Here is a 12,233-nt window from a genome sequence, read left to right as displayed (position 1 = left end):
TGCCCACCGGAGCCTGCCATGAGCGCGTCCGACGACAGTATCGCCATCGACGCCTTCCTCGACGCCCTGTGGCTCGAGCAGGGGGTGAGCGAGCATACGCTGGCCGCCTACCGTCGTGACCTGGCTGCCTGGGCGGCGCGTCTCGCCGAGGGTGGCGAGACTCTGGTCACGCCGGCTCCCGCAAGCCTGCCGACCTGGCTCGATGAGCGGCGTGCGGCCGGCTACCAACTGCGCAGCAACGCCCGGCTGCTCTCAAGCCTGCGTCGCTTCTACCGCTGGGCGCTGGAGACGGGGCGTATCGAGCGCGATCCGCTGGCTGAGATTCGCCTGCCGCGGGTGCGCCCCAGCCTGCCGGAGACCCTGGAGGAGGTCGAGGTGGAGCGGCTGATCGCCGCGCCGGATATCACAACCGACCTGGGGCTGCGCGACCGCACCATGCTGGAGGTGCTCTACGGAGCGGGGCTGCGTGTCTCGGAGCTGGTGGGGCTGACCACCGATGCCGTGAACCTGCGCCAGGGGGTGGTCAGGGTGCGCGGCAAGGGAGACAAGGATCGCCTGGTGCCGCTGGGTGAGGAGGCCGTCGACTGGGTCTCGCGCTACCTGCGCACCGCCCGCGGGACGCTGATGCGCGACGCCACCCGGCCCGCGCTCTTCCCGGGGCGCGATGATCGTCCATTGACCCGCCAGGCCTTCTGGTACCGTATCAAGCATCATGCCCGGGTGGCCGGTATCGAGCGCTCGCTGTCGCCGCATACCCTGCGCCACGCCTTCGCCACCCATCTGTTGAATCATGGGGCCAATCTGCGTGTCGTACAGATGCTGCTCGGTCACAGTGACCTCTCCACCACCCAGATCTATACCCATGTGGCCCAGGCGCGTCTGGAGCGCCTGCACGCCGCCCATCACCCACGAGGATGAACCATGACGACCCTTTCCCGGATCCTTCTTCTCGGCCTGCTGGCCGCGCCGCTGGCGAGCTCGCCAGCCCTCGCCCAGCAGGACGGTGCCGAGCGCCTCGCCGAGCGGCTCTCGGTCAACGGCCAGTCGATGCCGGTGCAGAGCGTGCGCGAGGCGCCGATGGACGGTCTCTTCGAGGTGCGCCTGGAGACCGGTGAGCGCTTCTACAGCGACGCCGAGGGCGAGCACTTCCTGGTCGGTGACCTCTACCGCAATGGCGACCAGGGCCTGGTCAACCTGACCGAGGAGGGGCGCAACACCGAGCGCGCCGCGCGGCTGGAGCAGGTGCCGGAGTCGGAGCGCATCATCTTCCGCGGGCCGCAGAGCGACGCCAGGGTGATGGTGTTCACCGATACCACCTGCCCCTACTGCCGGCAGCTCCACGAGGAGGTGCCGCGGCTCAATGAGCTGGGTATCGAGGTGCACTACCTGGCCTTCCCGCGCAGTGGCATGAATGCCCAGGGCGCACGTGACATGCAGCAGGTGTGGTGTGCCGACAATCCCGCCGAGGCGATGAGCGCCGCCAAGCGGGGTGATTCGCTTTCGGCCCCCGCAGACTGCGACAATCCGGTCGAGTCGCAGTATCATCTGGGGCTGGAACTGGGCGTCCAGGGGACGCCAGCCATCGTGCTCCCCGACGGCCGCCTGGTGCCGGGCTACGTGCCCGCCGAGCGCTTGGCCGCCATGCTGGGGCTCGACGAGTAGGGCGCAGACCATCAGCGGCGTACGCATGAATGATCAGACGCCCCGGGGCGGGGTTACACTCGCCCCGGCGGCGTCATCGACACGCCTGGACACGACACGCCATACAACGAACTCGGAACACGCGAGCAGGAGCAATACATTGAAACCGGTGAGAGTAGGAATCTGTGGGCTGGGGACCGTCGGCGGCGGAACCTTCAACGTGCTGACGCGCAACGCCGAGGATATCGCCCGGCGAGCCGGGCGACCGATCGCCATCGAGCAGGTCGCCTATCGCACCCCCAACCCCGAGTGCGACCTTACCGGCATCAACACCACCGCCGACGTCTTCGAGGTGGCCAGCAACCCCGATATCGACGTGCTGGTGGAGCTGATCGGCGGTTATGACGTGGCCCGTGAGCTGGTACTCGCCGCCATTGCAAACGGCAAGCACGTGGTCACCGCCAACAAGGCGCTGATCGCCGTGCACGGCAACGAGATCTTCGCGGCGGCCCACGAGAAGGGTGTGATCGTGGCCTTCGAGGCCGCCGTGGCCGGGGGCATCCCGGTGATCAAGTCGCTGCGCGAGGGCCTCGGTGCCAACCGCATTGAATGGGTGGCCGGCATCATCAACGGCACCGGCAACTACATCCTCACCCATATGCGCGACGAGGGCCGGGCCTTCGACGATGTGCTGGCCGAGGCCCAGGCGCTGGGCTACGCCGAGGCCGATCCGACCTTCGACGTCGAGGGCATCGATGCCGCTCACAAGCTGACCATCCTCGCCTCCATCGCCTACGGCGTGCCGCTGCAGTTCGAGAAGGCCTATACCGAAGGCATCTCCCGGGTTACCGCCCAGGACGTGGAACAGGCCGATAACCTGGGCTATGTGATCAAGCATCTGGGTATCTCCAAGCGCACCGAGCAGGGGCTGGAATTGCGTGTGCATCCCACGCTGATTCCCAAGGAGCGCCTGCTGGCCAATGTGCACGGCGTGAAGAACGCCATCGCCGTGATGGGTGACGCCGTGGGGCCGACCCTCTACTACGGCGCCGGCGCCGGGGCCGAGCCTACCGCCTCTGCGGTGGTGGCCGACCTGCTCGACGTGGCCCGCGATATCACCACCGACCACCACTACCGGGTGCCCTACCTGGCCTTCAGCGGCATCAGCGAAGACGTCAGCCAGCTGCCGATCATGCCCATGGAGGAGATCACCACCGCCTATTACCTTCGGCTGCTGGCGGTGGACCGCCCCGGCGTTCTGGCGCGAGTGGCCACCATCCTCTCCGAGCAGGGTATCTCCATCGAGGCGCTGATCCAGAAGGAGGCCACCGAAGGCGAGCTGGTGCCGATCATCCTGATGACCCATCGCACCCGTGAGCAGCACATGAACGAGGCGATCCGCCAGATCGAGTCCATGGCCGATATCGCCGGCCCGGTCACCCGGATTCGCGTCGAGTCCCTGGACGAGCAGGAATAAGCCATGCGCTATATCAGTACCCGCGGGCAGGCGCCCGCGCTCTCCTTCGAGGAGGTCGTGCTCACCGGCATGGCCAGCGACGGCGGCCTCTACGTGCCGGAAGAGGTTCCCACGCTCACCCGTGACGACCTCGCCGCCATGGCCGGGCTCTCCTATGCCGAGATCGCCTTTCGGGTGATGAAGCCCTTCGTCAACGGCGAGATCGACGACGAGACCTTCCGCGGCATCGTCGAGGAGGCCTACGCCACCTTCAGCCACGACGCCGTGGTGCCCCTCAACCAGCTCGACGCCAACCACTTCCTGCTCGAGCTTTTCCACGGCCCGACCCTGGCCTTCAAGGACGTGGCGCTGCAGCTGCTCGGCCGCATCCTCGACCACTTCCTGAAGAAGCGCGGCGAGCGGGCGGTGATCATGGGGGCGACCTCCGGTGACACCGGTTCGGCCGCCATCGAGGGCTGCCGCCACTGCGACAACCTCGACATCTTCATCCTCCACCCCCACAACCGGGTCTCGGAGGTGCAGCGCCGCCAGATGACCACGGTGATGGCGGACAACGTCTTCAACATCGCCATCGAGGGCAACTTCGACGACGCCCAGGCGATGGTCAAGGCGAGCTTCGCCGACCAGTCCTTCCTGAATGGCACCCGGCTGGTGGCAGTCAACTCCATCAACTGGGCGCGCATCATGGCCCAGATCGTCTACTACGTGGCCTCCGCCGTGGCGCTGGGTGCGCCACAGCGCGAAGTGAGCTTCTGCGTGCCCTCGGCCAACTTCGGCAACGTCTTCGCCGGCTACATGGCCTACCGAATGGGGCTGCCGGTGGAGCGCTTCGTCATCGCCACCAACGCCAACGACATCCTGCACCGCACCCTGGCAGCCAACGACTTCTCGAAGCAGGAGCTCAAGGCGACTCTGGCGCCCTCCATGGATATCGTGGTGTCGTCCAACTTCGAGCGGCTGCTGTTCGAGGCCTACGAGCGTGACGGCGCCGCCGTGGCCGAACTGCTCGAGCGCTTCCAGGCCGAGCCCACGGCACTCGCCGATGCGCCCCTGGCCAGGCTGCGTAAGAAGTTCGCCAGCCACAGCGTGGATGATGCCACCATCCTCGAGGTGATCCGCGAGGCGCACCACCGCACCCAGGAGATCCTCGACCCGCACACCGCCACCGGCTACCGCGCCGCGGAGCGCGAGCGGGGCGATGCCGCCGTGCCGATGATCACCCTGGCCACCGCCCACCCGGCCAAGTTCGCCGAGGCGGTGGTCAAGGCGGGCTTCCCGGGCGTGCCGCTGCCGCCACACATGGACGACCTACTGGAGCGCGAGGAGCGCTACAGTGTGTTGCCGGCGGAGCTTTCTGCCGTGCAGCAGTTCGTCGTCGAGAATCGCCGCTGAATCTCATGCCTGTAGTGCAGCGTCATCACTAGCGAGGGACGCTGCTCGAGTTCGATGCCCGCTCGGGGCTGATCCGGCGACAGGCCTGCGAGGGGGGGCTGTGAACCCATCCCTGGGCGCTACCGATGCCCTGCTTCGCTCTCGCGTCCTGCTCGGCTTGCAGGACCAGTGCTGGCCATCCATGGCCAGCCCGTTCGAAGCAGTGCTTCTCACCCCTGGCATAGGACCCCCTCTTCGGCCTGTCCCCGGCGCCCCTCGCTATTGCGGTGCCCCTCTCTTGCATGCGGTCATAGACTTGAACCAGAGGAGCCTGGCTTGGACGCAGTGACGGACCCTATCGATCTCAGCGAGCGCCTGAGGCCACGCATCCTGCCGCGGCCCCGGGATGCTGCCCTCTATGCTCGCGCCCAGCGCGAGGGGCTCTCCGAGCTCCAGGCCCGGGTATTGGCCGGGCGCCTGGCGGGCTATCAGGGCGAGCTCGCTCCGCTGGTCTCGCCCAGCCTGCGTCATCTGGCCCACCCCGAGCGGCTCGCCGACGGGCGTCGCGCCGCCGAGCGCATCGCCCAGGCTGTGGTCGACGGCGAGCATATCGGCATCCTCACCGACTACGACGTCGACGGTATCACTTCCCATGTGGTCATCCGGCGCACCCTGCACGAGCTGTTCGGCGTGCCCGAGGCGAAGCTGCACAGCCTGATCGGCCACCGCATCCACGACGGCTACGGCATCAGCCTGCCGCTGGTGGAGCGTACCCTGGCCCTCAAGCCGCGGCCCAGCCTGGTGATCACAGCCGACTGCGGGAGCTCCGACGAGCCGCGTATCGCGCGGCTGGTCGCGGAGGGCATCGAGGTGGTGGTCAGCGACCACCACGCCCTGCCGGTGGAGGGGCCGCCGCCATCCGCCCATGCGGTGGTCAACCCCACCCGCGATGACTGCGACTACCCCGACCCGACCATCGCTGGTTGCATGGTGGCCTGGCTTACGATGTCGCTGACCCGCTCGGTGCTGATCGAGTGGGGCGTGCTGGGTCGGGAGACACCCAAGCTCTCGCCCTGGCTCTCCTACGTGGCACTGGGCACGGTGGCGGACTGCGTCTCGCTGGGTGGCAGCCCCGCCAACCGGGCGGTGGTGACCCACGGCCTGACCCTGATCAACCGCATGGAGGCCGCCTGCTGGCGCGCCATGGCCCAGCGGTTGGGGGCCGACAGCGTACCCTTCGACGCCGAGACCCTGGGTTTCCAGATGGGGCCGCGCATCAACGCCCGCTCGCGGCTCGATGACCCCTATGCGGCGCTGCACTTCATGCTGGCAGCCGATGACGCCACGGCGTCACGGCATCTGGAGACGCTGGATCAGGACAACCAGTCGCGCAAGGCGATCGAGGCCGACATGGCCGAGGAGGCGCGGGCACTGGCACTGCCGGCGTTGACCGCCGACGAGCCGGCCATCGTGGTCTATCTCGAGAGCGGCCACGCCGGCGTGCAGGGTATCGTCGCCTCACGGCTGGTGCAGGCTTACGGACGCCCTGCGCTGGTACTGACCCCCGCCGCGGCACCGGGCATGCTGACCGGCTCGGGGCGCTCCATCGAGGGGCTCCACCTGCGTGACGCCCTGCAGCGCACCTTCGAGCTGGAGCCCGAGGCGCTGCCACGCTTCGGCGGCCACCGCGGGGCGGCCGGCGTCGGCGTGCCCGTCGAGCAGCTGGATGCCTTCAAGGCTGCCTTCCTTCAGGCGGTGGCCGAGCAGCTGGGCGGGGCGGCGCTCTATCCGCGGATCCTCACCGATGGCGACCTGACCCCCGAACAGCTGAGCCTTGCGACCCTGGACGAACTTCAGGCGCTGGGCCCCTATGGGCGCGAGTTCGATCCGCCGCTGTTCCAGGGCGAGTTCATCGTCGAGCGGCTGCGTCCGGTGGGCGCCGATGGCAACCACCTGATGCTGGAGCTCTCGCTGGGCAGGGTCATCCACCGGGCGATCTGGTTCCGGGCGGTGACCCCGGGCGAGGTGCCCGCCTTCGGCGTGGGCGACCGGCTGCGCTGCGCCTACAAGCTCAACCGCAACCGCTGGCGGGGCAGGGAGAACCTGCAGCTGATGGTCGAGCACGCCGAAGTCATATAAGGAGTCAGGCATGGATCCGCAGGAGCTGCCCAAGGACCCCCACTCCCTCCGGGAGGACGCCATGGCGATGCTGGTCGGCACGCTGTTCGTGGCGCTGGGCGTGACCCTCTACACCCAGGCCACGCTGCTCACCGGCAGCACCGCCGGCATGGCCTTCCTGCTGCAGTACGCCAGCGGCTGGCCCTTCGGCGCCTGGTTCTTCCTGATCAACCTGCCGTTCTACTGGCTGGCCATCAAGCGCATGGGGTGGTCGTTCACGCTGCGTACCTTCGCCGCCATCGGCCTGGTGTCGCTGTTCTCCGAGCTCACCGGTCGCTGGATCGACATCGCCACCGTGGCGCCGCTCTACGGTGCACTGATGGGTGGCTGCCTGATCGGCATTGGCATGCTGATCCTGTTTCGCCACCGCGCCAGCCTCGGCGGAGTGAATATCCTGGTGCTCTACCTCCAGGACCGCTTCGGGCTGCGTGCCGGCTATGTGCAGCTGGCCATCGACGGTGCCATCATGCTGGTCGGCCTGGCGCTGCTGCCGGTCGACCGGGTGGGGCTCTCGGTGCTCGGTGCGGTGGCCCTCAACCTGATCATCGCGCTGAACCACAAGCCCGGGCGCTACATGGGGGTGAGCTGAGCCGGCACCCGGCTCAGCGCTTGCCCCAGAACCACCAGGCGATCAGGCCGATCAGGGCGAGTCCTGCCAGATTGATGATCCAGCTCATCGCTTGGCCTCCTCGTGCTGGTTGTCGTCCTCTTCGTTGCCCCCGGCCTCGCCGGAGGGGCGGAACAGGCGCAGGCGGTTGGCGTTGCTGACCACGGTGATCGAGGAGAGCGACATCGCCGCCCCGGCGATCATCGGCGACAGCAGGGTGCCGGTGATGGGGAAGAGCACCCCCGCGGCGATGGGAATGCCCAGGGTGTTGTAGCCGAAGGCGCCCACCAGGTTCTGCTTGATGTTGGTCAGTGTGGCGCGGCTGATCTCGATGGCCGCGGCGACGCCGTGCAGCGAGCCGCGCACCAGGGTGATGCCGGCACTCTCGATGGCCACGTCGGTGCCCTGGCCGATGGCGAAGCCGACGTCGGCCCGGGCCAGCGCCGGGGCGTCGTTGATGCCGTCGCCGACCATGCCCACCACCTCACCCTCGCCCTGCAGGCGCTCGATCTCGGCGTGCTTGTCCTCGGGCAGCAGGCCGGCGCGGAAGTCGTCGATGCCCACCTCCCGGGCGATGGCGGAGGCGGTGTGCTCGTTGTCGCCGGTCAGCATCACCACCTTGAGGCCGTCGGCCTGCAGGCGCTTCACCGCCGCCACGGTGTCGTGACGCAGCGGATCGCTGATGCCGAACAGCGCGGAAAGTGTACCATCCACGGCCAGGTAGACCACGGTGCGCGCCTTCTCCTCCAGTTCGCCGGCCTTCTCCCTGCCGCTGGCCAGGTCGACGCCGGCCTCCTCGAGCAGACGGGCGTTGCCCAGCAACAGCGCCTTGCCGTCGGCGGTCTCTGCCTTCACGCCGCCGCCGGTGACGCTGTCGAAATGCCGGATATCGGCGGGCTCGGCGTCGGCCTCCTCGGCGTGAGCCATCAGGGCCGCAGCCAGCGGGTGCTCGGAGCCACGCTCCAGGGCTGCCACCAGGCCGAGCCGCTCCTGCTTGTCGCCCTCGAAGCCTGGGGCAGAAAAAAAGTGGGTCTCGGTGACTCGCGGCTTGCCCTCGGTCAGGGTGCCAGTCTTGTCTACCACCAGGGTGGTGAGCTTGCTGGCGGTCTGCAGGGCGTCGCCGCTTCTCACCAGCACGCCGTGCTCGGCGGCCTTGCCCACCCCGATCATGGTGGAGATCGGTGTGGCCAGGCCCAGGGCGCAGGGGCAGGCGATGATCAGCACCGTAGTGGCGGTCACCAGCATGTGCAGCACCCGTGGCTCGGGGCCGAGGTTGTACCAGACCAGCGCGGTGAGCACGGCGATGATCATCACCGAGGGCACGAAGATGCTCGAGACCTTGTCGGCCAGTGCCCCGATGGGCGGCCGCGAGTTCTGGGCGCTGGCCACCTGCTCGGTGATGCGGCCCAGGCGGGTATCGGCACCGACCCGGGTGGCTCGGTAGACCAGCGAGCCCTTGCCGTTGACGGTCCCCGCGCTCACCTCGTCACCCTCGCCCTTGGTCACCGGCAGGGGTTCGCCGGTAAGCATCGATTCGTCGATATGGCTCTGCCCCTCGGTCACCTCGCCATCCACCGGCAGGCGCTCGCCGGGACGCACGCGGATATGGTCCCCCTCGCGCACCTCGTCGATCTCGACCTCGCGCTCCTCGCCGTCGCGGATCACCCGGGCCGTGCGGCTCTGCAGGTCGAGCAGGCGCTTCAAGGCGTCGCTGGTGCGGCCCCGGGCTCGCAGCTCCAGGGCGTTGCCCAGCAGCACCAGGCCGATGATCATCGACGAGGCCTCGAAGTAGATGCCGCGGGCCATCTCGGGCAGCCAGGGAGCGAAGGCCACCACCGCCATGGAGTAGGCCCAGGCGGTGCCGGTGCCCATGGCGATCAGGGTGTCCATGTTTGCCTGGTGGTGGCGGAAGTTCTTCCAGGCGTTGACGAAGAAGTGCCGCCCGGGGAAGGCCATCACCGCGAGTGTCAGCGCCCCGATGACCAGCCAGAAGAGCCGGCCCGCGCCTTCCGGATGGGGGTGGTAGACGAACATGCCGACCATCAGCGGGATGGCCAGGGCCAGCGACCAGAAGCTGCCCTTGAGGCGGCGACGATACTCCCGCGCATCGCGATCGGCGCGGGCCGCCTCGGCCTGGCGCAGGTCGTGGATCGGCTCGGCGCCATAGCCCACCGCCTCCACGGCCTCGATCAGGGCCTCCTCGTCGGCGTTGCCCTGCACCTGGGCGGTGTGGGTACCGAAGTTGACCGTGGCGGAGACCACGCCCGGGGTGCGCTCCAGCGCCTGCTGGACGCTCTTCACGCAGCTGGCACAGGTCATGCCGCCGATGGAGAGGCGCCGGGTGGTGGCGCGCTCACAGGTGGGCGATTCCCGGGGTGCCTCGCTCGGGGCCTCGGTGTCGGGAACGGCTTCCTCCCGTTCGTCATCCATGGCGGCCTGCTGCTCCTCTCCCGGCGGATAGCCGGCCTCGTCCAGCAGGCGGTCCAGCGTCTCGTCATCCAGCCGGGTGGTCACGGTGAGGTGTTTCTCCGCCGGCTCGCCAACCACCTCGGCGTCGGCATCCTCGGCCTGGATCGCCTCGCGCATGCGCTTCACGCAGCCCTGGCAGTTCATGCCGGGCACCTGGCGCTCGCGACGCAGCGGGCGATCCGCCGGGGGGTAGCCGGCGTTCTGCAGCGTGCGGTCGAGCCGCGCGTCGTCGAGGGTGGAGGTGACGGTGAGACGCTTGTCGTCCGGAGCACCCATGACCTCGGCCTGCGGGTCCTCGGCCTGGATCGCCTCGCGCATGCGCTTCACGCAACCCTGGCAGTTCATGCCGGGAACGCGGCGTTCGAGGGTGGCGTTCATGGCGTCTCCTTGTGGGGCTGTTGTGAAGAGGGGGCGGTGTCGGTGTGGAGCGGCTCGGGGAAGCTCTCGATCAGGCGGCACAGGCTGTGGCCGTCCGGGGTGCCGTCAGGCATCTCGGCCCAGGCGTCCAGCGCCCGCTCCATGCGCTCGGCCAGGGCCTGCAGCTCGGAGATCCGCTCGCGGATCTGCGGCAGCCGGCTGGCCAGCAGGTCGCGAACCATGGGGCAGGGCGAGTCGCCGTGGTCGGCGTGGTCGAGAATCTCGCGGATCTCGGCGACGCCGAAGCCCAGGGTGCGGGCGCGCTGGATAAAGCGCAGCCGCTCCAGGTCGTCCTGGGTGAACAGCTGGTAGCCGTTGTCGGGATGGCGCTCGGGGTGCAGAAGACCCTCCCGCACATAGTGGCGGACAGTCTCGGCGGTGACGCCGGCACCCCTTGCCAGTTCACTGACCTTCATGGGATCGCCTCTCTCGGGATTGGCATGCCTGTAGTGTAAAACCCTTGTGTTACCCAAAGGTCAAGGCATTCACGGACTGTCGGAATGTGCCGATTCGTTACGGGGCAGGCGAGAGGTAACTCCATGAAAGTTCATGGCTTCAAACGGCCGTGCGACCAAAGTATTAGCGTTTTCAGCATTAAAACGCTCGTTTGGGGTTGAAACGCTCGTTGGCATACGCGAAAAGGGAGGGGCACGCGCCAGCCTCCGCGAGAGGCTACGCCGGCGCCAACGTCATAACAGCACCGCAAGGGATGGATCCATGAAGAACAAGTTCAACCGCCTGACCCTCGCCGCCGCCGTGGCGGCTGCCGCCTTCGCCAGCCAGGCCCAGGCCGGCGGCTACCAGATCAACGAGCAGAGTGTCAGTGGCCAGGGTTATGGCCACGCCGGGCGCAGCTCCAACGTCAACGATGCCACCATCGTCTTCGGCAACCCGGCAGGGATGTCGTTCCTGGACCGGGCTCAGGTATCGGTAGGTGGTACCTACCTGGATGTCAGTACTGACCTCGACAATACGACCTACACAGCAACGGTGCCCGGCACGGGCGGAACGACGGCGCAAGGGGATATGGTGCCCGGTACCTTGGTGCCATATGCCTTCTATGCTCACCCGGTAAATGAACAGCTGGCATTTGGCTTTGGGGTCTATGCACCTTTCGGTTCCAAGACCGACTACGAGGACAGCTTTGCGGGCCGTACATTTGGCACCCTGACCGAGGTAAAGGTTATGAGTGCACAGCCGACGGTCTCCTATCGCTTCAATGATCAATGGTCGGTAGGTGCTGGTGTCTCTTACAATCGTGTGGATGGCAAGTTATACCGTAATGCTCCTGCCGCTCCGGGCGTTGAGCTGGACTCGCGAGTGGAAGGCGATGATGAAGCCTGGGGATATAACCTCGGTATCATCTATCAGCCGATTCCGGAAACGACACTTGGCCTTACCTATCGCTCAAAAGTTGAGTACACCCTTGAAGGTGACTTCAAGGCAACAGGCCCTGATGGTTCGGTTGCAAGCCGGCCGGTAGAGACTCCCATGGGGCCTGTCATGGTTCCGCTCCAGGATAGCGCAAGCCTGGATCTGACGACGCCTGAAACCGTCAACTTCTCCGTTACCCAGGAAATGACGGATCGCCTCAAGCTGATGTTTGGTGCCTCCTGGGCGCGTTGGAGCCGGTTCGACCAGATCCTTGTCGAGGGCGAGAATCTGGGTGAGATCACGAATGAGCCGCAGAACTACTCAAATGCCTGGGCATTTGCCGTTGGGGGTGAGTATCAGCTGAACCCGCAATGGGCCCTGCGTGCTGGTCTGTCGATTGACAATACGCCGACCAATGACATTGATCGTAGTGTTCGTATTCCCTCCGATGACCGCCGGATCTTTTCCGTCGGGGCTGGGTGGACACCCGTCGACAACATGACGGTCGACCTGGCCTACTCCTACCTCTCCGAGCGCGGCACCTTCGTTGAGCAGGGCGACCCGACCGACCTTCGAGGGCAGTTCAGGACCGACTACAAGAACGAGGCCCACGGCTTCGGCGCCCAGCTGACCTACCGCTTCTAATCGTCAGCCAGCACGGCGTATCCATGGAACCCGGCTGCGGCCGGGTTCCCTGCG

The 12,233-nt window shown here is 67.2% G+C and carries 9 protein-coding genes; 7 read left to right on the top strand and 2 right to left on the bottom strand.

The window, feature by feature from the left end; all coding sequences use genetic code 11:
* Window positions 1-18 precede the first annotated feature (18 nt).
* From xerD to ACJ7IV_RS13945, 6 genes are all read left to right on the top strand, one after another.
* Entirely contained in the window at window positions 19-918 is a 900-nt protein-coding gene (gene xerD / locus ACJ7IV_RS13970) for a site-specific tyrosine recombinase XerD (protein ID WP_483864896.1), read from the top strand.
* A 3-nt stretch (window positions 919-921) separates the two neighbouring features.
* Window positions 922-1,662: a DsbC family protein gene (locus ACJ7IV_RS13965; RefSeq protein WP_483864895.1), complete on the top strand. Its 741-nt coding sequence runs from the start codon at window positions 922-924 to the stop codon at window positions 1,660-1,662.
* A gap of 139 nt (window positions 1,663-1,801) precedes the next feature.
* A complete protein-coding gene (locus ACJ7IV_RS13960) occupies window positions 1,802-3,118 on the top strand; it encodes a homoserine dehydrogenase (protein ID WP_483864894.1) in 1,317 nt (438 codons plus the stop codon).
* Between the two features lie 3 nt (window positions 3,119-3,121).
* On the top strand, window positions 3,122-4,510 hold the full coding sequence (thrC, locus tag ACJ7IV_RS13955) for a threonine synthase (RefSeq protein WP_483864893.1): 1,389 nt from the start codon (window positions 3,122-3,124) through the stop codon (window positions 4,508-4,510).
* 324 nt (window positions 4,511-4,834) lie between these two features.
* Entirely contained in the window at window positions 4,835-6,628 is a 1,794-nt protein-coding gene (locus ACJ7IV_RS13950; RefSeq protein WP_483866595.1) for a single-stranded-DNA-specific exonuclease RecJ, read from the top strand.
* Window positions 6,629-6,638: 10 nt separating this feature from the next.
* The gene (locus ACJ7IV_RS13945; protein WP_483864892.1) at window positions 6,639-7,256 is read left to right on the top strand and encodes a YitT family protein; all 618 of its coding nucleotides are present in this window, start codon (window positions 6,639-6,641) and stop codon (window positions 7,254-7,256) included.
* Between the two features lie 84 nt (window positions 7,257-7,340).
* On the opposite strand, the gene ACJ7IV_RS13940 is transcribed toward ACJ7IV_RS13945, so the two are convergent.
* Window positions 7,341-10,121, bottom strand: coding sequence for a heavy metal translocating P-type ATPase (locus ACJ7IV_RS13940; protein WP_483864891.1), 2,781 nt, complete (start codon window positions 10,119-10,121; stop codon window positions 7,341-7,343).
* Window positions 10,118-10,576, bottom strand: coding sequence for a MerR family transcriptional regulator (locus ACJ7IV_RS13935; RefSeq protein WP_483864890.1), 459 nt, complete (start codon window positions 10,574-10,576; stop codon window positions 10,118-10,120). The genes ACJ7IV_RS13940 and ACJ7IV_RS13935 overlap by 4 nt, the downstream gene beginning before the upstream one ends.
* A gap of 301 nt (window positions 10,577-10,877) precedes the next feature.
* Between ACJ7IV_RS13935 and ACJ7IV_RS13930 the strand changes: the two genes are divergently transcribed.
* Entirely contained in the window at window positions 10,878-12,179 is a 1,302-nt protein-coding gene (locus tag ACJ7IV_RS13930) for an OmpP1/FadL family transporter (protein WP_483864889.1), read from the top strand.
* The last annotated feature ends 54 nt before the right edge of the window (window positions 12,180-12,233 follow it).

This window comes from Halomonas sp. C10-5, assembly GCF_057169305.1.
The sequence above is the reverse complement of the archived record's forward strand: the minus strand, read 5'-3'. Positions and strand labels throughout refer to the sequence as shown.

Excerpts from the sequence above, each read along its gene's own strand:
- thrC (WP_483864893.1), top strand. The coding sequence starts at position 3,122 with ATGCGCTATATCAGTACCCGCGGGCAGGCGCCCGCGCTCTCCTTCGAG.
- ACJ7IV_RS13940 (WP_483864891.1), bottom strand. The coding sequence starts at position 10,121 with ATGAACGCCACCCTCGAACGCCGCGTTCCCGGCATGAACTGCCAGGGT.
- xerD (WP_483864896.1), top strand. The coding sequence starts at position 19 with ATGAGCGCGTCCGACGACAGTATCGCCATCGACGCCTTCCTCGACGCC.
- ACJ7IV_RS13935 (WP_483864890.1), bottom strand. The coding sequence starts at position 10,576 with ATGAAGGTCAGTGAACTGGCAAGGGGTGCCGGCGTCACCGCCGAGACT.
- ACJ7IV_RS13965 (WP_483864895.1), top strand. The coding sequence starts at position 922 with ATGACGACCCTTTCCCGGATCCTTCTTCTCGGCCTGCTGGCCGCGCCG.
- ACJ7IV_RS13930 (WP_483864889.1), top strand. The coding sequence starts at position 10,878 with ATGAAGAACAAGTTCAACCGCCTGACCCTCGCCGCCGCCGTGGCGGCT.
- ACJ7IV_RS13945 (WP_483864892.1), top strand. The coding sequence starts at position 6,639 with ATGGATCCGCAGGAGCTGCCCAAGGACCCCCACTCCCTCCGGGAGGAC.